This is a genomic window from Motilimonas thetidivivens (assembly GCF_046452435.1).
Classification (GTDB): Bacteria; Pseudomonadota; Gammaproteobacteria; order Enterobacterales; family CBDFNC01; genus Motilimonas.
In genome coordinates this window covers 154,457-177,147 of the sequence record NZ_JBKFDK010000006.1, presented here as the reverse complement: position 1 = coordinate 177,147, position 22,691 = coordinate 154,457, and the positions used below count along the sequence as shown (strand labels likewise).

Sequence of the window (22,691 nt, the reverse complement as noted above, 5' to 3'; positions counted from 1 at the left end):
TTTATTCAGACTCGCCGCTGTTACCCACATTATTTTTCAGCTAAGGAACCATCATGGAACACGTTTATGTCGGCACAACCAATTTAGATTCAACAGGTTCTGCTACAAATCTGAATGAATCCAATGCAGCCAAAGTCATCAAGGAAGGCGAAATTTTCTACGCAAATGAAGATTACCAAGGTGGTACCTTGAATGCTTTAGTCATTAATGATGCTTATGGCGTAAATGCAACGTCATTCGTTCAATGGAATGACCGTGGTACAAAAGAAATTAAAATAGACGCTTCCGATAAGAACATACTTGTACACAATTTTGTAGACGTTGATATCAATGCGCAAGATAGCACTAATGGTTTAACTGTTCAGGTGACCCATGCCAAACGAGGCGAAATTGAAACGGGTGCGGGTGATGATGTTGTTCATATATCCTTGTTTAGCAACAATACGAATTGGGTGAATCAGTTTAATGTCAGTACCAATGCTGGAAATGATCGCCTAACTATTGACCATTTACAAAACACTCAGTTCACTGCATTTTATATAGACACTGGAACTGGTGACGATAATGTAGACTTGTCCAGTGTTCACGCACAAGCCAATGTCAATCTGGCGAATCGAATCATTGAACTTGGTGAAGGTAATGACACATTGATTGCTTCCCAAGGGAATGATGTTATTAATGGTGGCCTTGGAGCCGACAAGCTGCAAGCTGGTTACGGCGATGATACCGTTTTATTTGATGCTAATGATCAGAGCGTGGATGGTGGTGAAGGATTTGATGCTCTAGTTACTCAACATGAACACAGTAACGTGGTTCTAGATGATCGCGTTTCTGGTTTTGAGGCTGTTGTTGGTGGCCAAGGTTTACTTGATGATGTCACTGTCTCATTAGGTGATACAGATGGCCTCTTTGTCGCAGCCTTGGGTAACGACTCTGGTGATGTGTTAAATATCGAAGGAGGCTGGCAGCGTATTGAAACAAGTGAGATAACCGAGTTAACTGCTGCTCATATCAATATTCTCAGTCAAGCTGGAGCAAATACGGACAGTTTACAAGCTTATGTTTATGAACTAGATGGTCAACAAACCACTGTCTGGACTGACCTTGATTTAGCTTCAATTTTATAATTGATAGCATTCCAATACTGAGGTCATTGAGCATACTATTTACTCAATGACTTCAGTATAAATAATCTGGCTTATGTAGCCCAAGCCTGAACAAGTATATAGACTAAAAAATCCCCCGCGTATCTATCACCACTTTGCTGGCAAATTCTGATTTGTCTGTCTCGCGAAACTCTTGATGGTCGACAAGTACGGCAACCACATTGGCTTGCTCAAATGCGGTTTCTAAGCTGCAAAACTCTAAGCCTAACTCAACCAGCTCCTTTGGCACGTGTTGTAAGTTTGGCTCTACGACTAATACTTGCCCTACTTTTTTTGCAGCTAACTCTTTGACAATATGTAAGGCGGGGCTTTCACGAATGTCATCAATGTCGGGCTTAAAGGTGATGCCTAGGCAAGCGATAATCGGCCTTTTAAATTCATCGGCTGCTTGGCAAATTTTATTTAACACATAGCCTGGTTTGGCATCATTGGTTTCGCGCGCTTGTCGAATGATGTTAGCCTCATCGGGACAGCTATCAACAATAAACCAAGGGTCAACGGCGATACAATGGCCGCCTACACCTGGGCCTGGCTTTAAGATATTCACGCGAGGGTGTCGATTAGCTAAGCGGATTAATTCCCAAACGTTGATTTTGAGCTTATCGCAGATCACGGATAATTCATTGGCGAAAGCAATGTTTACATCGCGGAATGAGTTTTCGGTTAATTTAGCCATCTCTGCGGTTCGAGCAGTGGTTAAGATACATTCGCCGCGGACAAATATTTTGTATAGCTCTTTGGCTTTTTCGGCGCAGGTTTTCGAAAGGCCGCCAATCACTCTGTCGTTTGATACTAATTCTTGCAGTATCAAGCCGGGTAAGACGCGCTCTGGGCAATGTGCTACGTGAATTTGTGCAAGTTCGCCTTTGTCTTGTGGGAAGCTGAGCTCTGGTCTTAACTCTTTTAGCCATTGCGCCAGTTGCTCGGTGGTGCCTACAGGCGAGGTAGATTCCAGAATAACAAGGTTGCCTTGTTCCAATACAGGGGCAATTTCTTCAGCGGCTTGTTTGATATAGCTTAGATCGGGTTTATGACCTTTGGTAAAAGGAGTCGGCACAGCAATCATAAATACATCGGCAGGCTCGGCTATTGTTGTGGCTCTTAAGTTTCCGGTACTAACCACCCCCCGCACAATGATGTCTAAATCTGGCTCGGCTATATTGATGTTACCCGCATTGATGATATCAACCGAGGCTTGGTTAACATCTAAACCTATCACCTCAAGCCCGCGCGATGCGATCACGGCTGCGGTAGGAAGGCCTATGTACCCTAATCCAACAATACAGACTCTTTGAATAGCCATACTCAAATCCCTTTGCCTAGTGAATATTCAGCGAAACCGCTTTTACCTAAGCTTAAGTTTAGTCACCTTTTTCTGGGTTGATTTAGTATTTCATCCGGTTTTTTTGTTGGGTTTGGGATTGGATTTGGTGGGATTTGGACTTGCTCAGGGGATTTGTGTGATTGTTCGTCGAGCGAGCTCGACTCCTACAGGGGGATGGAGTTGAGGATTGAATTTGTAGGACCTGAGCTTGCTCAGGGAATTTGGTGTAAATGTTCGTCGAGCAAGCTCGACTCCTACAGGGGGATGGCGCTGGGGGTTGGATTTGTGGGACCTGAGCTTGCTCAGGGAATTGGTGTGATTGTTCGTCGAGCGAGCTCGACTCCTACAGGGGGATGGCGCTGGGGGCTGGATTTTGGGATCTGGGCTTGCTCAGGGAATTGATGTGATTGTTCGTCGAGCGAGCTCGACTCCCACAAGGGGATGGAGTTGAGGATTGAATTTGTAGGACCTGAGCTTGCTCAGGGAATTTGGTGTAAATGTTCGTCGAGCAAGCTCGACTCCTACAGGGGGATGGAGTTGAGGATTGAATTTGTGGGACCTGAGCTTGCTCAGGGAATTGGTGTGATTGTTCGTCGAGCGAGTTCGACTCCTACAGGGGGTATAAAAAAAGGCCAACTTGCGTTGGCCTTTTTAGTTCATGCTTTAGTTAGCATGTTAGTTCATTTGGGTTTCGTTGCCGATTAAGGACAAGTAACCGCTTCCCAGAACCAGTTACCACCGGCTGCTGGAGTTTCCCAAGCACCTGGGTTGTTTTGTGCTTTGTAACATGAACCGTTGTAGCTAACAACATCACCGTTTTTAACTGGTGTTTGACCTGGTACGTAAACTTTCACGTCACCTGTTACTGGCTCACCACTAGGAGTTGGCTCACCTGATGGAGTAGGTGTAGGACCAGTTACGTCGCCACCAGCTTGTGGTACGTTTGGTTGCTCTGCTGCACGGCCGTATGTCTTACCACCAACTTCGAATGTGAAGTTAGTAGGTACAGGCATTGGCATGTAGATACGTAGCGCAACGTCGATAGTTTGACCTGGTTTCCATTCAACCGCACCCCAACCGTCAGCTTTTAGCTGTACTGCGAAGCGGTGGAAGTCGTCAGATAGACCGCCAGCGTTACCAGCTGTTAGACCAGTCGTCGCTAGTTTCTCAACAGACCATTTAGCACCTGAGTACATATCAACTAGATTTGTGATACCTGGGCCAGCTGGTACAGCGTATGGCTTAAGTGTATCTTTAATCGCATCGTTCATTGGTACTGCTGGAGACGCGTTAAACGCAATCTTCGCACCAGATAGATCAATTTTCGAGTTGTTAGTTAATTTCAGTGCGATTTGGATTGGGTAGTTATCTTCACCTTTTGGTAGGTAACCTACTAGATCCACATCTACGTCAACTGTTTCTGTTGCTGCTGGGAAGTTCTCATCACCTGCTTCGATGCCGTAAGGCGCAGCAGTTTTGATCATTTCGTAAGCAGTGTCAGTTAGGGTGCTACCGAAGTAGTAGTGGCCTAGACCGTTTTGTGCTGGCGTTGAGTAGTCACCCGCCATTTCCCAGAACATGATACCGCCCGCGCCTTGGTCAATTGCGTATTGAACCTTAGCTTGGTAAGACTTCATGTTTTCAGTTGATAGGAACACGCCCTTATCTTCATTCCATAACCAAGAAGCTTGTGCTACTTCGTCGTAATGCTCAACGTAGTTACCAATCGCTTGGCCTTCAGGCTTAGTTGTATCATGACCGTAGATGCTAACGTACGGCGTTGGTAGACCTTGTTTCAAGTTCTCTACGTGCCAGATTGGGTTAACACCCGCAAACATTTCTTTGCCGTCTGGACCTAAGTCGTACCATAAGTTTTCAATACCTTGTGCACCTAGACCACATGGCGCGCCCGCTTTTGGAGATAGCGCGTCTGGACCTAAGTTACCGCCGGTACCTAGGTAACATTCTTTTTGGTTTGGTAGTGCAGCTAGGCCATTGTAACCGTTAGTGCCGCCTTGAACTTGCTGCCAACCACGGGTGTAGTATGGTAGACCGATGTTGATACGGCCGCCCGCTAGTGCAGTACGGAAGTATTTGTAAGACCAGTCAATGTTTAGGTAGCCTTGGCTGTTGTAGTACTTAGCATCGTTACCTGTGTAGATACCTGCGTCAGCAATCTCGTTATCAACACCGTTGTCGTATAGTGCAGCGTTGTGACCAACGAAGTGGTTCCATGCACCGTGTAAGTCGTAAGACATGATGTTTACGTAGTCTAGGTATTTAAGTGCTTGGAAGCCTTCGAAACCACGTAGTAGGTAACCAGAAGATGGAGAAGCGATAGTTAGCATGTAGTGCTGATTATCTTTCTCACCTTGTTTGTCTAGTTCAGCACGTAGCGCTTCCATTAGCGCCATGTAACCGCCCCATAGCTTGCCGCGATGTTGGTTAGAGATCGCCCAATCTTCTGGGTGACCCGCATCAGACATAGATGATGGGTATTCGTAGTCGATGTCGATACCGTCAAAGTCGTAAGTTTCTACGAATTTAGCAGCCGATTTAGCAAATTTAGCAATCGCTTCGTGGTTGATTGAACCGTCTGGCTTGATAGTTAGGCTGTAGAAACCACCATCCATGTAACGGCCTTTGTCATCGAAGTGAGCACCGGTTTCAGCCCAACCACCAACAGATAGAAGTAACTTAACGTCATGCTTCTTCGCATATTGGTTTAGTAGGTTGAAGTGACCTTTGTATGGTAGAGATGGATCCATCGCATTTTCTGCGCCTTCCCATGTCATGCCGGTCGCTGGGTTGTTTGGATCGTTTACATCACCGATAGAAACTTCGCCTTGCTTGTTAATGTGAGCAAATGCGTAGTTGATGTGAGTAATGCTGTCCCATGGAATGTCAGACGCTAGGAATGATGGTTGACCATTCGCGCCGTTACGCCATGAAGTGAAGTAACCGATGATACGACGTGGGTGATCTGCACCCATTTTCTCACGGCCGTCTGCATCGTAAATTGTACAGTATGGCGTGTTAACACCTGGAGTTTGGTATAGACCTGCAGGCTTACAGTTTGCTTCGCCTACTGGTGGTAAAGTTGGTTCAACTGTTGGCTCAGCTGTTGGTACTGGAGTCGGTTCAGCTGTTGGTACTGGAGTCGGTTCAGCTGTTGGTACTGGAGTCGGCTCAGCAGTTGGTACTGGAGTTGGCTCAGCAGTTGGTACTGGAGTTGGCTCAGCAGTTGGTACTGGCGTTGGCTCAGCAGTTGGTACTGGAGTCGGTTCAGCAGTTGGTACTGGCGTTGGCTCAGCAGTAGGTACTGGAGTCGGCTCAGCAGTAGGTACTGGAGTTGGTTCAGCAGTTGGTACTGGAGTCGGTTCAGCAGTTGGTACTGGCGTAGGCTCAGCAGTAGGTGTAACACCTTCACATTGGCCTAGTAGCTTCCATTCTTGCCAGTTACCTGAACGCTCTGCAGGGTTATTGTTTTGTGTCCACCAGTTAGCTTGGTAAGCAGAACCTTCGAATTGAACTTGCGTGCCGCCAGTGTAAACGCCTTGCGCTGTCCACTCTTCTAGATTTGAACAATCTGCAGCTTGAGCGTTAAACGCCATCAAACATGCAGCGGAAAGTGTGCTAAGCGTAAAACCACGCTTCGCAAGAGGAGAAATGCTCATCTCGTTCTTCCTTAAACTAATCAATCTTATGCAGGACGCGTCCTGCTTCCTGTGCTAGCTTTCCTAGCTAGTACAGTCAATATACGTAGAAAAATGAATAAGGAAAAATTGAATTGAACAAAACGTGATCGACTCCCTGTATTTACAGCGAAAATATTACAGAGACTTCACGGATTGATATTTACTTCACCTTTTTAACGTGTTTTTTAAGTTTTAATCTCTAAATTTCCCCATAAAACCCTTATATAAAAGTGGATTTATCGTTTTCTGTTTGACCATTTTCTCTGCTATCGCCTGTTCCAATCTGATAGTAAAAGCCCCGCGATAGATCCTGTTGAACTTATCACGGGGAAGCTGAGCGGTTAGGCGATTGCTATCACCTAACCAATTCACTATTTAAGAGTACAAACCTTAGTCCAAGCAGAATCACTTGCCGAAGGCTCGGTATTCGCTTGACCCCAACTTGGTACCCAAATCGCACCGTTGTGCACCATTTTTTCGCCTTTAGCGTTGTATGGCTTCCAACCATCTTGATGGACAAAATCAGGATACACAGGTAAACCTTCTGGGCGGCATAAGTCTGCAAGCGGCAGCTCTGGGTGCTCTTGCGCTAGTGCATATTCAACCCCATCGATTTTCACTGTGTAATTCACCGGCCCGGTGATAGGCAAGTTATAAGTAAATTGAATTTTCCCTGTTGCACCATCGGCAATCGCTTGGTATTTCGACACGCTAAAACTAATGCGATGGAAGTTACCTTTTAGACCACCTATGTTGTCACCGTCATGACCCGATACGATACTCACGGTATTGGCATTACCAGCCACTGCATTGGCTGGCGCCGACGTTGGGTAATCAAATGAAATTTCAACCAGATCATCAATCGCGACACCGGCGTTATTTTCAATGATTAAGTCGGTCGTGATCGGGTAATCCGCACGCTGTTTATCAAGGGTGATTTTTAGATCCACGGCTTGCGCTGGCACACTGCCTTCAATGATCTTGTTGCCATAAGGCGTAGCCGACTTGAACTCTTCGTAAATGGTTTCTGTCATGGTGTTACCCATGTGGTATTCACCATTACCCGAAGCACATGCCGCTTCCGACTTATCGGCCACCGTGGTGCGCTTACCTTGAGCGTCATAAGGGTAACATGAATAGTCACCCGCTAATTCCCAGAACATGATACCGCCGATGCCCTGCTCTTTAACGTACGCTGCTTTGGTCAAGATTGATTTATTATCTTCCATCGACAGGAAGGTTTGCGTGGTGGGGTTCCACAACCAAGGAGCCACGGCTTGCTCATCGTAATGGTACTCGTATTGTCCCACTATCTGATCATAAGCCGATTTGTCACCGGTGTAATCTGGCGAGTTAATATAAGTAGTTAGGTAAGATCCGAGCATGTTGTTTTGCAAGTTTTTCGCATGCCACATCGGGTTTGAGCCAGCCGGCACTTCTTGATCTTTCTCCAAATCATGCCATAGGTTATCTAAGCCTTTAGCCCCTGCGCCGCACTTGCCGTGAGTCCCTGCAGGACAATTACTGCCCTTAGATTTACCCCACAAACCGGCTTCGCCGCCTGAGACTTTTTCCCAACCTCGGGTGTAGTAAGGCACACCGATATTGATGCGACCCGCTGGCATGCCGCCACGGTAATAATGAGCCGCCCAATCGGTATTTAAGTAACCTAATTTACCGTACTGCTGCGCGGCATAAACCTGCGCTAACTCACCATCTTTACCTGTGTCATAAAGCGCGGCATTGTGGCCCACGTATTCATTCCATGCACCGTGTAAGTCGTACGACATGATGTTGATGTAATCAAGATATGCATTGGCTTGATAGCGCTCCATACCGCGCAGTAACCAACCGGATGCGGGCGCAGCTACCGTTAATAGGTAATGCTGGCCATCTTCAACCGAGGCTTTATCTAGCTCCTCACGCATGACTTTCATTAGCTCAACATACGACGCCATTAGATGCGGGCGAAGTTTATCGGAAATCCAAAAATCATCGGGGTGACCCGCGCCTTTCATCGCCGAGGCGTATTCGTAGTCGATGTCGATACCATCAATTTTGTGCTTACGAATAAACTCAACCGACGATTTGGCAAACTTGGCAATGCCCGCATGGTTAATCGAGCCATCCATATTGGTGGTTAGCTTGTAGAAGCCACCGGTTTGCTCACGGCCATCAGGGCCATTGATGCCGCCCGTTTCAGCCCAGCCACCGACCGAAATTAGCACTTTTACATCGTGCTGTAATTTACGCTCAACCAAACGCGCTAGTTGCTCTTGCTGGGCTTGGCCTAAACCGACCCCTTGATCTTTACCCACATGAGCAAAGGCATAGTTAATATGGGTTAGGTTTTCCCATGGAATATCATCCACTAGGTAATCTTGATCGACATTGCCCTTATTACGCCAGCTAGTGAAATAACCAATGACACGGCGTGGGTGATCAGACCCCATTTTTTCTCGGCCTTGGTCGTCATAAACGCTACAGTAAGGCACTTTAACGCCCGGTGTTTGATACAAACCATCAGGGCGACAGTCATTACTCACCACCCCATCATTCAGCGTTAAGAAGGCATGTTGTTGCTTAGTTTGCCCCTTCATGTCGGTTGCCACCACGGTGACTTTTGCATCTTTGGTTGCAACAAAATCAAAGGTATATTTGCCGCTGGTGAAATCTGAAACCGTATCAGGCGTGAACCTCGCAATCGTCACACCATCAATCAAAAACTCAACCTGTTTTAGGCCATCGTCATTATCACTCGCAGTGGCATTAATGGTCACCGTGTCACCCGGCTTAGCTTGTGTGGCGCTTAAACTCATTGACACTTGCGGCGGTAGGTTAACCACTTCTTTACCATTCACCGTTAAGCCCTGCTCGACAATGGCGCCTTTGTCATCTTCGGCTTTCACTAAAATACTATTTACGCCGCTTGCGATAGTGAAGTTTGCAAGGTAGGTCACTTTATTGCTGGTACCATTATCTGGCGCAGGAATTAAATCAACGCTCACCCCATTCACGACCACTTGGACGTTAGCAATGCTGCCATCGCTATCTTGTGCAACCACTTGCAGCGAAACCGATTCTCCCACTAACATTTCTGCGCCATCGGTCACGCCAGATAGGGTTAAAGTTGGTTTTAGGTTGTCAACAGGCTCGGCATCCACGGTGATTTTTTGCACCGCTACCTCACTTTGGGCTCCTTTATCATCGTAGGCAATCGCAGTCAGCTCATGCTGCCCAGCAACTGCTTGCCAGCTAACTTGGTAAGGCGCATTCGCCACACTGCCAATCAGGCTACCGTTAATAAAGAATTCAACTTTGCTGACTTGGCCATCGTCATCTTTGGCGCTGGCAGTAAAGCTAGCAGATTGGCCTGCGGTTAACTTGCCAACATTCTCTAGGGCAACCGTAGGAATGATGTTCACTTTAGTATCGCCACATTCACCTTTGAATTGCCAGTTGGCCCAAGGCGATGCGTCTACGGCAGGCTTATCCCAGCTACCGGCATACCACTTATTTTCAAACACCGCTCCTTGGTGTTGAACTAATGTTCCTTTTGCTGCGTAAACAGCGGATGAATCCCAAGGTTGAATATCGCTACAATCATAACTAGCGGCTTGGGCATTAAATGCCAATAGGCATGCAGAGGTAAGAGTACTAAGCGCAAACGCGCCCTTGGCCAAGGAGGCCTTGGTTGAATGTTTCATACGTTTATCCTTAAACGAGGTTAGGTTGTGGTGCGACTTTTCCTAAGTCAGGCAACAACATAAACAACATATGAAACCAATTTCATAACATGGATCACATTTCAAAAACTGTGTAAAAAAACCACACTCCATGACAAATAATTGATCCACCTAAAGTAGTAATTAAGCTCACTCCAGATTAGAAAAAGACTCAATATTTTTGCCAAACCAAACAAACATCGATGCTTGATATCCTAAAATTTCCACCGAATAATCTTGGTCACAAGCTCGCCCTGCTAACCCATAACAAACATGCAGCGGCAGCAAGTGCTCCTCTCTGGGATGGCATTCTCTTGCTCCCGGCGCTTGTTGCCAATGCGCCAAATTTTGTTCACGCACCGGCTCTGACATATCTTGAGTACATAAGGTTGAGCCCAACCAAGACTCAAATGCTTGGTTATGAAGTTTCATCTGTTGGCTTGGGGTAAAAAACGCCCGCATGTTATGAAACGAGAATCCAGAGCCTACCACCAGCAAATCATTCCATTGGATTTGGCGTAGCGCTTTGCCAAGTAGAAGATGAAAGGACGCATCCAAAGAAGATGAGAGTGACAATTGCACACAAGGAATGTCCGCCTCTGGATACATAATTTTAAGGGGCACAAATAGGCCATGGTCATACCCACGATTGACGTTTTCTCTGGCTTCTATGCCATGACTTTGGAGCGCAGTCAGTACCTGTGCGGCCAACGCTGGCTCCCCCTTACAGGGATAGCTAATATCATACGCTGCTGACGGAAAGCCCCCATAATCATAAATCAGATCTGGCGCAGCAGCTGACGTCACCATCACAGGATCGGCTTCCCAATGAGCACTGATTACTAAGATGGCACTTGGCTTAACAATCTGCTTGGCGATGGTGTTAAGGGTAGCCACCATGGCTTGATGGCTTGGAGCACCGAGCAAAGGCATAGGGCCGCCGCCATGGGAGAGAAAAATAACCGTTCCATCATTCATCGCCTGCTCCTATTGAAAAATAGCGACGGGCCATTTAGGGACGATACCATTAGGATTAAGCGCCTTAATGGAGTAATACCCTTGTTTAATATGATCGACATTGACCGTTTCGGCGATTCCTTTCAGCCTCAATACTCGTTGCATATAGCGGTATAAGACGGGCATATCCTTGATCATATTGCGATTGCATTTGAACAAGCTGTAATAAGCCAGATCAAAGCGGATCAAGGTAACAAACAAACGTAGGTCCGATTCCGTTAACGCATCTCCAAATAAGAATAAGCGACCATCGGATAACCGCTGCTCCAATGTATCTAATGCCGTAAACACCTTTTCATACGCTTCCTCATAGGCCGTTTGCGTAGTAGCAAAGCCTGCTTGGTAAACGCCGTTATTTAAATAGGTATAAAGGTAATCATTTAACGCATCGATTTCTGCCGTTAGGTCAGCAGGCACCAAATCAGGTCCCTGATCGACCAATTCAACAAACGCACTATTGAGCATACGAACTATATCGGCCGATTCATTATTGACTATGGTATGGGTATGCTTATCCCACAATACAGGCACAGTGGCCCTGCCGGTAAAGTCGGGGGCGACTTGACTATACAGTTCATGTAAATAGGTTTTATGGCTTAGCTCATCTTGGCCATTGCTGCCTAGGCCAGCAAATTTCCAGCCTTGATCCGTTAACTTAGGCGAGACCACTGAGACACTAATGATCTCCTGCAACCCTTTTAAAGCGCGAGCCATTAAGGTGCGACTGGCCCAAGGGCAAATGTAAGCAACATAAAGATGATATCGCCCTGCTTGAGCTGGGTAGCCCCCCAGCCCCGTTATTCCAGCAGCACCATCTCGGGTGATCCAGTTACGAAATGAGGAAGTTTGTCGAATAAAACGCCCTTGATTATCTTGATCTTGCACCGGTTGCCATTTTTGTTGCCAAACGCCATTTACTAACATAGTTATGCCCTTGTCTGCTCTTTGCCCTCATCACCGTCTGAGTCGGGTATAAATAGAGACTAATCACAACCTTGGTGTAGATAAATGCTATATTCATTGCATTATTAACAACACTACGTTGGCAATAGAGAAACCATGGATCGCATTGAAACGATGAAGGCGTTTGTCGCCGTTGCCGAGCAAGGCAGTTTCACTAAAGCGGCTGATAAGCTTAGGCTTTCCAGCCAGTTGGTCAGTAAATATGTGTCACATCTTGAGCAAGGGTTAAATGTCAGGCTTTTTAATCGCACCACCCGACGCGTCCATCTTACCGAGGCGGGAGAACAATGTTTAAAGCATGCCACGCAGATCTTAGAAAGCTTAACCGATATGGAAGAGCATTTTGGTCAGATCCAGACCCAGCCAAAAGGGCGGCTGCATATTAGCGCACCGGTTTCATTTGCTACCTTGCACCTTGCCTCTTTGCCCAGGGATTTCAGAAAACACTATCCAGATATCTCTATCAATCTCGAGTTAAGTGATCGCAAGGTAGATGTGGTTGAAGACGGATTTGATGTCGCGCTGCGCATTGGCCATTTGCAAAGCTCATCATTAATCGCAAGAAACATTGCCCCCATTCGTCTCGTGCTTTGCGCCGCTCCCGATTATCTCAAGCAGCACGGTACGCCAATGGCTCCAAGTGAGCTCAACCCGGCCCATTATTTACGCTATAGCTATATGGATTTTAGCCCTTCAACCAATGAGTTAATCAATACGTTACGAACTTACGCACAGCAAAATCAAGGAGCCATGATAGCCAATAATGGTGAGGTGTTAATGCAAGCCGCCATCGCTGGTGAAGGCTATATTTTACAGCCCAGCTTTATCGTTGGTGCGGCATTAAAACAAGGTCATCTGCAAACCCTATTAGATTCGTTTACACCAGACCCATTAAGTCTTTACGCGGTTTATCCACACCGAAAATTACTTGCGCCTAAGCTGCGCGTGTTTATCGATTTTCTCAGTGCTTATTATGGTGAATCACCTTACTGGGATGAGTATTGAATGAAGCGGAAAACAGGAGGGTAAAAATCAATAAAAATGATTTGAGAGGATAAAAAAATGGCCAGCGCAATGCTGACCATTTTAAATAACAAGCTATTAAATCAATAACTTATTGACATAATACGGATGTCGGGTAGCAGCAGCGCATTACTGCGCCACCGCCCCCTAAGAACCGTACGTGCGAGTTTCCCCGCATACGGCTCAAGCCTTTATAAGCCTATACCTAGATATAGGCCAGCTTCGTTTAAGTCATTACATACTGATCATTAGATAGCTTAATCAGAGTGTATTTGTCGATGGCAATTGATATGCACCATTACCAAGTTGGAAATTTTATCACTGCCGCCCTTAGAGCGCGGTACGAGATGGTGTAAATCCCAATCATCCATTTCGTTCATGATTTGCTTACAGACAAAACATTGATAGTCCTGCCTCGTCGCAATTTTCCATAGCAAGTCGTTACCTGCGACTGACTTCTTTAATCGCTGAACCTGTAGGCGCTCAAAATATTGCTCATCTTCAGGTAGATAACAGTTAGCTGTTCCCTTGGTTTTTATATGCCTAACAATTTTTGTTTCCGTTGCATAAAGCAGACGATAACAACCATCACTCTCTCGTTTGGGTGCACTGAAAACCCAATTCCTTTGTCCTACTGATTTAAAGTATTTAAACCTTATCCAGCGTTTACGACGGTTAGAATGGATCCTACGGCACCATTGCCAAAGCATTTTCCAGATCCGGTAATCTACATACTTAAATGCGTCACCTGAACAGATACTTCGATGGTAGTTACACCATCCTCGTATCATCGGATTCAACTTCCCTATTATCGCGGAAGCTGGAGCCGTTTTATGACTATTCAGGTAATCTCGTATGCCTCGCAGAAATGCTTTTACGTTTTTCTTCGATGGCTTGATGATCATCTTGCCATTGTATTTACGTAAATTCTGCCCGAGAAAATCAAACCCTTCGTCAATGTGTGTTATCAGCGTTTTCTCCTCTGATAATTGCAGCCCACGCTCAGCCATAAAGGCTTTCACAAGTGGTAAGACTTTTTCTTCAAGAAGCTCTTTCGAGATCCCCGTAATGATGAAGTCGTCTGCATAACGCACATAATTAACCTTGGTTTTATAACTGGCTTTGGTATTTTTCGCCCCAAAGTGAGATTCAAGCACCGCTTCCAGTCCATCCAAAGCTAAGTTAGCCAGCACCGGTGAGATAATCCCCCCTTGAGGTGTGCCAGCTTCCGTTAGATTAAATTTTCCAGATTCCATAAAACCTGCCTTTAACCATTTCTTGAGAATAGCTTTATCCATGGGGACATTAGCTATTAACCAGTCATGACTAATGAAGTCAAAACACCCTTTAATATCACCCTCTAATACCCATTGAGCACTCGATTTACGACTGAGATTCACGAAACATTGTTCGATAGCATCAGCGCAACTTCGATGAGGGCGAAAGCCATAGCTGTTTCGATCCCCTGTTGTTTCCGATACAGGCTCCAAAGCGAGCAAGTATAAAGCTTGCATTGCCCTGTCGCGCATAGTCGGTATTCCCAGTGGACGACGCTTGCCATTGGCTTTAGGAATGTAAACTCGTCTAAGCGGTTTGGGCTTGTAACCCTTACGCTCTAACTGATTTATTGCATTCCATTTTCGGCTCGGAGTGTTCCAAGTTTCCCCGTCTACTCCAGCTGTGTTTTTACCTCTATTTTCAGTTACTCGCCTCACGGCGATAGCTTTAGCAGAAAACGATCGAGTCAGCATACGTTGCAGTTGTTTAACCTTACGCCACCTCGACTCTTTCGTTGCTTTTGCGATCCGTACTTGTAGCTCTCTCACCCTCAAATAACAGGTTTCCCAGTTTATTGAGTGCCACTCAGTGGCGTGGTGTGAGAACGCAGATACGTCAGTTTTTGAAGTATTCATCTTGCTGCTCTCCTAGTTCAAAGAAAAGTCACAACAACAAGACAGCACTACCTTCAGGGTAGTTACTACCCTGAAGGTGCTTATTTCTAAGTGCTTTTAAGCTTTACACGTTTTCACGCAATTAAAGACCTGTTGAAAGTCTGCCCTGTTTCCAGTGGAGGAACCTTTAACCCCCTATCTGCTTCATTACAAAGCAGCATTCGCTTTTTTCAACTTCCCGAGCCCGCATCTTCAACAGATCTCCTTGCGGATCACCTGCCCATAGGGCAAAGATACGGGGTTACCGAGTTCCATACTGATGACACGATATACTTAGGCTCTGTCAATACGCCGAAGGTTAAATGGCAACGTATCCCCAGATGTAAAAGGGATAACCAACCTCAATACCTTTTGGTTAGAGCATGTCAGTAGCATTTGCTCCTTGCGGCTGACGGCGCTTGTAAACAGTTCACATGTGTTAGCCATATATATCAGCCTAGCCTCTCAAATACTTACTACTAGCATTATCCAAACGCGATCTCACGATACGCGATTGCCCAAAATGGGGAGTACATTGTCAGGAAGCTTCCCACAAAACCGTTACCAGTAATGCAGTATCCCTAGGCTACTGTTAGTTGCATAACAGGTCTGTTATCAAAATATATTGATTCAGACAATCATCAGTACAGCTTCACACCGAGCTGCTCTGATACCATGGATCAAGATCCATTCCTGTAGTTTTTGAAGGTTACTAACCCTAGGCTAAATTGGAAATTCCAATTGCCTACTTGAAGGAACTGACAAGTCAGTTTATTGTGAAGGTTGGAAACACATACTATTGTATGATCGCAGCTTTTAGTCTCCTGCTACGCTTGTTTGGGTTGCGTATTACGCATTTTTAAGTTTGGGAACGCAGATTGCGCACACTCCTGTATTTCCCTTTAAGAGTGCTGGATAGTGGTCAGCTAAGCAAGCTGACCACCAGGCTAAATAAGCTTTAAAATCAAAAGCTTATTTAAGAGCAACACGACTCTCGTCGCATCACATCATACCGCCCATGCCACCCATGCCGCCCATGTCAGGCATTGCTGGTGCATCTTTTTGTGGCTTGTCTGTTACCATGGCTTCGGTGGTGATCATTAGACCAGCAACCGATGATGCAAACTGAATTGCACTACGAGTTACTTTAGTTGGGTCTAGGATACCCATCGCAATCATGTCGCCGTATTCTTCGGTTGCAGCGTTGTAACCGTAGTTACCTTCACCGCCGCGTACGTTATTGGCAACCACAGACGCTTCTTCACCTGCGTTAGTCACGATTTGACGCAGTGGCGCTTCCATTGCACGTAGTGCAACACGGATACCTACGTTTTGGTCTTCGTTGTCACCGGTTAGCTCGGCTAGCTTAGCTGCAACACGAACCAGTGCAACACCACCACCGGCAACTACGCCTTCTTCAACCGCAGCGCGTGTTGCATGTAGTGCATCTTCAACGCGTGCTTTTTTCTCTTTCATTTCTACTTCAGTTGCTGCGCCAACTTTAATTACCGCAACACCGCCCGCTAGTTTAGCTACGCGCTCTTGTAGTTTCTCTTTATCGTAGTCAGAAGATGAGTCTTCGATTTGACCACGGATTTGCGCTACGCGAGCTTCGATTTGCGCTTGCTCACCCACGCCATCGATGATGGTGGTTTCATCTTTGTTGATGATAATGCGCTTAGCTTGACCTAAATCTTCTAGCTGAACTTTTTCAAGATCTAGACCTACTTCTTCAGAAATCACGGTACCCGCAGTTAGGATAGCGATATCTTGAAGCATAGCTTTACGACGGTCGCCAAAGCCCGGTGCTTTAACCGCAGCCACTTTAACGATACCGCGCATGTTGTTCACAACTAGCGTAGCCAGTGCTTCACCTTCAACATCTTCAGCAATGATAAGTAGAGGCTTGCCTGATTTAGCCACGCCTTCAAGCGCTGGTAATAGCTCACGGATGTTAGAGATTTTCTTATCAACCAATAGGATGTAAGGGCTTTCTAGCTCAACCGTACCCGCTTCTTGATTGTTGATGAAGTAAGGAGATAGGTAGCCGCGATCAAACTGCATACCTTCAACTACGTCTAGTTCGTTTTCTAGGCCTTGGCCTTCTTCAACTGTGATAACGCCTTCTTTGCCTACTTTGCCCATGGCTTCAGCAATGATGTCGCCTACGGCTTTATCAGAGTTAGCTGAAATAGTACCTACTTGTGCAATAGCATTAGTGTCAGCACAAGGTACAGATAGGGCTTTAAGCTCTTCAACCGCAGCTACCACTGCTTTGTCGATACCGCGCTTTAGATCCATCGGGTTCATACCAGCCGCTACTGCTTTTAGGCCTTCGGTGATGATAGCTTGCGCTAAAACCGTTGCCGTTGTGGTACCGTCACCGGCCGCATCGTTGGCTTGAGAAGCAACTTCTTTCACCATTTGTGCGCCCATGTTTTCAAACTTGTCTTCAAGTTCGATTTCTTTAGCAACCGATACACCATCTTTAGTGATGGTTGGCGCGCCGAAGCTCTTGTCTAGTACTACGTTACGGCCTTTAGGACCCAGTGTTACTTTTACTGCGTTTGCTAATACGTTAACACCCGCTAACATTTTGTCGCGTGCATCAATACCAAATAAAACGTCTTTTGCAGCCATTGTTATTTCCTTAAATTCAATTAATTACTCAGAAAGATTAAAATGCGTTGTTTAAGCTTCAACCACAGCTAAGATATCGCTTTCGCTCATGATCAATACTTCTTCGCCGTCTAGCTTTTCAGTCTTAACGCCGTAACCTTCACTAAAAATAACTGTATCGCCAATTTTCACTTCTAACGCTTTAACGTCGCCATTTTCTAAAATACGACCATTACCTACGGCAATGATTTCACCACGAGTCGATTTAGTGGCAGCTGAACCAGTTAAAACGATACCGCCAGCAGACTTAGATTCTTGTTCTTGACGTCTAACGATAACGCGATCGTGTAAAGGACGAATTTTCATTGAAGTTCTCCTGAGAGTTTTGTTTATGTTGATTGCAATAAAAGACCGAGTTCATGCCTAGTTTTGTTAGGTTTTCACGAACTAAGTCAAGTCTATGCACTTCTTAATGGGGCTGATACAGGCTATCTCAAGGGGAACAAATAAAAAAAATTAAAAAAATTACCCACTATGAGAGCTACGGTGATGAAAAAGTGGATGTAAAGCGGTAATGAGTAAGTTTACTCTTGATTCACTCGGATGATGTTCCCATCGCGAGTAGCCACAGAATAGCCTATAAAGTAGAAAAGGAGCATTAGGCTCCTTTGCTGGGTAATCTGAACACTTAAGTAGTCTGTGAACTAAGCAGCGACACTTTGGTGTGTTTGCATCTCTTTGATAATGCGGTTGACTTCGCTCATCACTGACAAGGCTTTTTTGTCAGCATCTTTGTAAGCGACTAACTTACCATTAACAACGCGAAAACGGCCAATACCCACTATGTAGATACGCCCGTTGAAGAAGGCTTTGATGTGTTTCGCTACTTGACGAGGATGGTACTTTTTAAAAGTTCTTAAAGATACAGCAACATTCATGTGGAAAATCTCCCTTAATGATGCCTCTAATCGTTAGTACAACGAAGAGGACCAAATCAGCTGAACTATTCAGCTAAATGCAAGCTCCCTGCCACCTATGCTTTATTTAGAATCAAACCTATCCTTGGGTTTGATCCATACTTCAATAAGGCCCACCAAGCTGGTGAAAGTAATTATTGTGTCGACTTATACTCTGGTTAGACGAAAATCGATCACCAAAGTTCATTTTATTTTTAGTCTAGATTTCGACGTTCGGTAAAATACAGGGATAGTTTTTGCTTTTCAAGGCTTAGATTATTGCATAGCTCAATAGTGTGATGGCCGTTTGCGATATTTTTGCGGGAATATAGGTCAAAAAAGAGTGGAAATGAAAACAGCACGTTACCGTGCCGTTTTCGCCAAATGCTTCAAATAGATATTATGTTTAGCTAAGGCAGTGGATTATTCCTTGCGCTCATACTCACCTTCGATGGTGCTACCTTTGGCTTTACTGGCATCTTGAGCTGGGCCGTCGTTTATGTCAGTTGAAAACGGTGAGCCTTGTGAGTGAGTTCGAGGATCAAAGTGTCCATTAAAGCCCCCTTGAAAGCCGGCCGCTGGGGTCACCATTTGCACTTGTAGCTTGCTCATCGCTGCTTTTGCCAAATGCGCTCTAATACTAGGTTGTAATAGCATCAGGCCTAAAAAGTCAGTCACAAACCCCGGAGTCACTAACAGCACACCAGCTATCACCAGCATCATGCCTTCAACTAACTGTTGCCCCGGCATTTCCCCCTGATTCATCCGCTGTTGCACCTTAAACATGGTTTGAATACCTTGGCTACGAACCAGAGATGAGCCCACAAGTGCCGTCACAATCACCAAACCGATAGTAGGCCAAGCCCCTAAAATACCGCCCACTTTAACTAAGATAAAAATTTCTAATAACGATGTGGTGGTAAACAATAAAAACAATCTAGCAAACATAATCACCTCGACCTAAGTTCCATTTGGTAAGCATAACAAGCCCCACTTTAATCACCATACCTAGTTGCCCTTACAACCTTAGGCAAAATCCATAGTCTGGTTTTGATGTGAGTAGAGCTCGCTTTAACTGGGCGCAAGCTTACCTGAACTTGAGCCTAGCAACAAAAAACCCTGCCGCGTAAATACCGAACCATTCGCCTAGTATTTACGAAACAGGGTCTATCTTTGCTCTGAACACGTCTTATAGCACTAGATTGGCTACCACAAAGCCTAGCGCCACAGAGACGGCGATGGTCACGACACCCGGAATGACAAAAGGATGATTAAACACCGCTTTGCCGATGCGGGTCGAGCCCGTGTCATCCATCTCAACGGCTGCCAACAAGGTTGGATAAGTGGGTAGCACAAACAACGCACTCACCGCCGCAAATGATGCGAGCGCCGCTTCTGGGCTAACGCCCAATGCCAATGCTGGCGGGATCAATGCCGCCGTGGTCGCCGCTTGAGAGTACAACAGCATACTGGCGAAAAAGAGAATAACCGCCAGCATCCAAGGGTGATCCGTGAGTAACACACCGGATAATTCTTTAATTCCGTCTATGTGGTTGGATACAAAGGTATCGCCAAGCCAAGCTACACCAAGCACACAAATACAAGCACTCATGCCCGATTTAAACGTGGCGGCATTAAGTACCTCGGCAGTATCTATCTTGGTAAAAAAGGCAATGATGGTGGCAGCCGTGAGCATAAACACCATAATGGCTTCGTTACGAGGCAATACCGGGTTTTCAATCCAAGCCACGGTATCACTAATGGCCGTGGCATAAACGACAACGGCTAATATGGTCAAAAGAAAAATAACCACCGAGGCCTTGGCACCGGCTTTAATTTCAGTGGCTTCTATCTTATGGGTAGACACGAGTCCCTTGGCCAGACGATCTTGATAAACCTCATCATCGGCTAGGTCTTTACCTAAAAACTGCGCCACAAACGCGCCCACCATACAGGCAACAAAAGTAGTTGGAATACAAATAAGTAAGATCTGTAGATAACTCACATTGTATTTTTCTAGCATGCCCGACATCAGCACCAGCGCCGCCGAAATTGGCGAAGCTGTAATGGCGATTTGTGAGGCGACTACCGCAATACTCAAGGGTCTGGAAGGTCGAACGCCCTGCTCTTTGGCCACTTCGGCAATCACAGGTAAAGTGGAAAAAGCGGTATGACCAGTGCCCGCAAACAAGGTCATGACATAGGTGACAATAGGCGCTAAAAATGTCACTTGCTTCGGATTTTTCCTTAACAAGCGCTCAGCTAATGAAACCAGATAATCCAGTCCACCAGCCACTTGCATCGCTGCTATCGCCGCAATCACCGACATAATAATCAGGATCACGTCAACAGGAACCGACCCAGGCGTCATACCAAAGCCTAAGGTCAACACCAAGACACCTAAACCACCCGCAAAGCCGATGCCGATACTGCCGAGCCGTGCGCCAATAAAAATGGCCGCTAGCACCACCAATAGTTCAATTGCAATCATAATATATGCCTTAGCCGGCAATTTGCCGGCTTATCTGCTCAGATTAATAATCAATTTGTTAAACATGTAATTTAGCTCGGTATTGCGGCCTTCTTAAGTTCTCAACCGATAAAATTTCATCTAATTCGGCTTCACTTAGTAGCCCCAACTCCAGTGCGACTTGTTTTACCGATTGGCCAGTTTGCGCGCAAATGCGACCGATTTTGTCGCCGTTATGGTGGCCAATATAAGGGTTTAGATACGTCACTAAACCAATCGAGTTTTGGACATAACTTAAGCATACTTCGGGGTTAGCCGTGATCCCAGCAATGCATTTGTCCGCCAAGGTGTAACAAGCGTTAGTCAATAGCTGTAAGGACTCAAACAAACTTTGGGCGATCACCGGCTCCATTACGTTCAGTTGTAACTGTCCGCCCTCAGCCGCCATGGTAATGGTTAAATCATTACCACAGACCTTAAAACAAACTTGGTTAACCACTTCAGGAATAACAGGATTTACCTTAGCAGGCATAATGGATGAGCCCGCTTGCATTTCAGGCAAGTTGATTTCGTTTAAGCCCGCTCTTGGCCCTGAGCTAAGTAGGCGTAAGTCATTACAAATCTTAGATAGTTTGACCGCGCTACGCTTTAATGCGCCGGATAAAATCACATACGCGCCGCAGTCTGATGTGGCTTCAACCAAATCTTCGGCAGGCACAAAGTCATGGCCAGTTACCTCGGCCAATTTAGCGATGGCTAATTTTGAATATCCAGCAGGACTGTTTAAACCCGTACCAATCGCGGTTGCACCTAAGTTGACCTCAAGCAGCAGTTCCTGACAGCGTTTTATAAACTTAATTTCTTCATTAAGGGTAACCGCATAAGCATGAAACTCTTGGCCTAAGGTCATGGGCACCGCATCTTGTAATTGAGTGCGCCCCATTTTTAGGATGTCATCAAAAGATTTCGCTTTATCATCAAAGGCTTGTTGCAGATGAGCGATGGCCGCTAATAATTTGTCACTGTAGCGATACAAGGCAACGCGAAATCCGGTTGGATAGGCATCATTGGTTGATTGGCATTTATTAACGTGATCATTGGGGCTTAGGTGCTGATATTCTCCCTTGGCATAACCCATGTTTTGCAAGGCGATATTGGCGATCACTTCGTTGGTGTTCATGTTCACCGAGGTGCCCGCACCGCCTTGAAAAACGTCCACCTTAAATTGATCGAGTCCAATCCCCGTTTGTAAAATCAGATCGCAGGCTTGCACGATTTGTTGCGCCATGTCTTTAGACAAGGTACCAAGCTCACCATTGGCTAAGGCCGCCGCCTTTTTGGTCAGCACCATGCCAACAATAAATTCAGGGAAATCGGAAATGGTTTGCGAGCTGATCTTAAAGTTATTCATCGCTCGCTGGGTATGTACCCCATAATAAGCTTCTTTTGGGATCGCAAGTGGACCAAGCAAATCATGCTCAATTCGCGTGTCATCTTGGCTTTGCAACGGATAAGTAATACTGGCTGGTGCTGTCATGGTTTGTCCCCTTTAAGCGCTCAAACAAGCAAAGTAGCTGTGTCGGTACACAAACTACCATCAGATGTTGACCAACTTGCTCCGCATTCTTGTATCCCGCATCAAGTTATGAGACTTTTGGTCAATAAAACCAGACTACGTAATCATTGCGCACCTAGGTATAGGGGGATACCCTTATTCTGGGAGGGAAACAATGAAATTGTGATATGGATCAAAAGCGTATTGATGCGCTTATTGCTTCAAACTCAATCACGGATTACAT

Annotated in this window: 14 protein-coding genes; 2 read left to right on the top strand and 12 right to left on the bottom strand. The window is 45.8% G+C overall.

Features of this window, described 5'->3' with window-relative positions; translation table 11 throughout:
* Positions 1 to 53: 53 nt before the first annotated feature.
* Positions 54 to 1,127 carry a calcium-binding protein gene (locus ACK8OT_RS06925; protein ID WP_410195766.1) on the top strand — a complete coding sequence of 358 codons (1,074 nt, stop codon included), beginning with the start codon at positions 54 to 56 and terminating at the stop codon, positions 1,125 to 1,127.
* A 103-nt stretch (positions 1,128 to 1,230) separates the two neighbouring features.
* Here ACK8OT_RS06925 and wecC read toward each other — a convergent pair whose 3' ends face one another.
* The 5 genes from wecC to ACK8OT_RS06900 form a co-directional block, all read right to left on the bottom strand.
* Positions 1,231 to 2,469, bottom strand: coding sequence for a UDP-N-acetyl-D-mannosamine dehydrogenase (gene wecC, locus ACK8OT_RS06920; protein WP_410195765.1), 1,239 nt, complete (start codon positions 2,467 to 2,469; stop codon positions 1,231 to 1,233).
* Positions 2,470 to 3,191: 722 nt separating this feature from the next.
* Positions 3,192 to 6,167, bottom strand: a complete 2,976-nt coding sequence (locus ACK8OT_RS06915) for a glycosyl hydrolase family 18 protein (protein WP_410195764.1) — start codon at positions 6,165 to 6,167, stop codon at positions 3,192 to 3,194.
* Positions 6,168 to 6,559: 392 nt separating this feature from the next.
* Entirely contained in the window at positions 6,560 to 9,895 is a 3,336-nt protein-coding gene (locus ACK8OT_RS06910; protein WP_410195763.1) for a glycosyl hydrolase family 18 protein, read from the bottom strand.
* A 168-nt stretch (positions 9,896 to 10,063) separates the two neighbouring features.
* Positions 10,064 to 10,891: a DODA-type extradiol aromatic ring-opening family dioxygenase gene (locus ACK8OT_RS06905; protein ID WP_410195762.1), complete on the bottom strand. Its 828-nt coding sequence runs from the start codon at positions 10,889 to 10,891 to the stop codon at positions 10,064 to 10,066.
* Between the two features lie 9 nt (positions 10,892 to 10,900).
* A complete protein-coding gene (locus ACK8OT_RS06900; RefSeq protein WP_410195761.1) occupies positions 10,901 to 11,854 on the bottom strand; it encodes a glutathione S-transferase family protein in 954 nt (317 codons plus the stop codon).
* A 135-nt stretch (positions 11,855 to 11,989) separates the two neighbouring features.
* Here ACK8OT_RS06900 and ACK8OT_RS06895 point away from each other — a divergent pair, with 135 nt between their 5' ends.
* Entirely contained in the window at positions 11,990 to 12,898 is a 909-nt protein-coding gene (locus tag ACK8OT_RS06895; RefSeq protein WP_410195760.1) for a LysR family transcriptional regulator, read from the top strand.
* A 275-nt stretch (positions 12,899 to 13,173) separates the two neighbouring features.
* On the opposite strand, the gene ltrA is transcribed toward ACK8OT_RS06895, so the two are convergent.
* From ltrA to aspA, 7 genes are all read right to left on the bottom strand, one after another.
* The gene (ltrA, locus tag ACK8OT_RS06890) at positions 13,174 to 14,829 is read right to left on the bottom strand and encodes a group II intron reverse transcriptase/maturase (protein ID WP_410195759.1); all 1,656 of its coding nucleotides are present in this window, start codon (positions 14,827 to 14,829) and stop codon (positions 13,174 to 13,176) included.
* Positions 14,830 to 15,849: 1,020 nt separating this feature from the next.
* Positions 15,850 to 17,487: a chaperonin GroEL gene (groL, locus tag ACK8OT_RS06885; protein ID WP_410195758.1), complete on the bottom strand. Its 1,638-nt coding sequence runs from the start codon at positions 17,485 to 17,487 to the stop codon at positions 15,850 to 15,852.
* Positions 17,488 to 17,538: 51 nt separating this feature from the next.
* Positions 17,539 to 17,832 (bottom strand): co-chaperone GroES, encoded by a 294-nt coding sequence (locus ACK8OT_RS06880; protein ID WP_410195757.1) that lies wholly within the window; start codon positions 17,830 to 17,832, stop codon positions 17,539 to 17,541.
* Positions 17,833 to 18,170: 338 nt separating this feature from the next.
* Positions 18,171 to 18,404: a DUF1107 domain-containing protein gene (locus ACK8OT_RS06875; RefSeq protein ID WP_410195756.1), complete on the bottom strand. Its 234-nt coding sequence runs from the start codon at positions 18,402 to 18,404 to the stop codon at positions 18,171 to 18,173.
* Between the two features lie 441 nt (positions 18,405 to 18,845).
* On the bottom strand, positions 18,846 to 19,370 hold the full coding sequence (locus tag ACK8OT_RS06870) for an FxsA family protein (protein ID WP_410195755.1): 525 nt from the start codon (positions 19,368 to 19,370) through the stop codon (positions 18,846 to 18,848).
* Between the two features lie 241 nt (positions 19,371 to 19,611).
* Positions 19,612 to 20,913, bottom strand: a complete 1,302-nt coding sequence (locus ACK8OT_RS06865; RefSeq protein ID WP_410195754.1) for an anaerobic C4-dicarboxylate transporter — start codon at positions 20,911 to 20,913, stop codon at positions 19,612 to 19,614.
* A 58-nt stretch (positions 20,914 to 20,971) separates the two neighbouring features.
* On the bottom strand, positions 20,972 to 22,429 hold the full coding sequence (gene aspA / locus ACK8OT_RS06860; protein ID WP_410195753.1) for an aspartate ammonia-lyase: 1,458 nt from the start codon (positions 22,427 to 22,429) through the stop codon (positions 20,972 to 20,974).
* Between the last annotated feature and the right edge of the window lie 262 nt (positions 22,430 to 22,691).

What these genes read in the sequence shown, in the direction of transcription:
- ACK8OT_RS06925 (WP_410195766.1), top strand. Translation starts at nt 54, where the DNA reads ATGGAACACGTTTATGTCGGCACAACCAATTTAGATTCAACAGGTTCT.
- wecC (WP_410195765.1), bottom strand. Translation starts at nt 2,469, where the DNA reads ATGGCTATTCAAAGAGTCTGTATTGTTGGATTAGGGTACATAGGCCTT.
- ACK8OT_RS06915 (WP_410195764.1), bottom strand. Translation starts at nt 6,167, where the DNA reads ATGAGCATTTCTCCTCTTGCGAAGCGTGGTTTTACGCTTAGCACACTT.
- ACK8OT_RS06910 (WP_410195763.1), bottom strand. Translation starts at nt 9,895, where the DNA reads ATGAAACATTCAACCAAGGCCTCCTTGGCCAAGGGCGCGTTTGCGCTT.
- ACK8OT_RS06905 (WP_410195762.1), bottom strand. Translation starts at nt 10,891, where the DNA reads ATGAATGATGGAACGGTTATTTTTCTCTCCCATGGCGGCGGCCCTATG.
- ACK8OT_RS06900 (WP_410195761.1), bottom strand. Translation starts at nt 11,854, where the DNA reads ATGTTAGTAAATGGCGTTTGGCAACAAAAATGGCAACCGGTGCAAGAT.
- ACK8OT_RS06895 (WP_410195760.1), top strand. Translation starts at nt 11,990, where the DNA reads ATGGATCGCATTGAAACGATGAAGGCGTTTGTCGCCGTTGCCGAGCAA.
- ltrA (WP_410195759.1), bottom strand. Translation starts at nt 14,829, where the DNA reads ATGAATACTTCAAAAACTGACGTATCTGCGTTCTCACACCACGCCACT.
- groL (WP_410195758.1), bottom strand. Translation starts at nt 17,487, where the DNA reads ATGGCTGCAAAAGACGTTTTATTTGGTATTGATGCACGCGACAAAATG.
- ACK8OT_RS06880 (WP_410195757.1), bottom strand. Translation starts at nt 17,832, where the DNA reads ATGAAAATTCGTCCTTTACACGATCGCGTTATCGTTAGACGTCAAGAA.
- ACK8OT_RS06875 (WP_410195756.1), bottom strand. Translation starts at nt 18,404, where the DNA reads ATGAATGTTGCTGTATCTTTAAGAACTTTTAAAAAGTACCATCCTCGT.
- ACK8OT_RS06870 (WP_410195755.1), bottom strand. Translation starts at nt 19,370, where the DNA reads ATGTTTGCTAGATTGTTTTTATTGTTTACCACCACATCGTTATTAGAA.
- ACK8OT_RS06865 (WP_410195754.1), bottom strand. Translation starts at nt 20,913, where the DNA reads ATGATTGCAATTGAACTATTGGTGGTGCTAGCGGCCATTTTTATTGGC.
- aspA (WP_410195753.1), bottom strand. Translation starts at nt 22,429, where the DNA reads ATGACAGCACCAGCCAGTATTACTTATCCGTTGCAAAGCCAAGATGAC.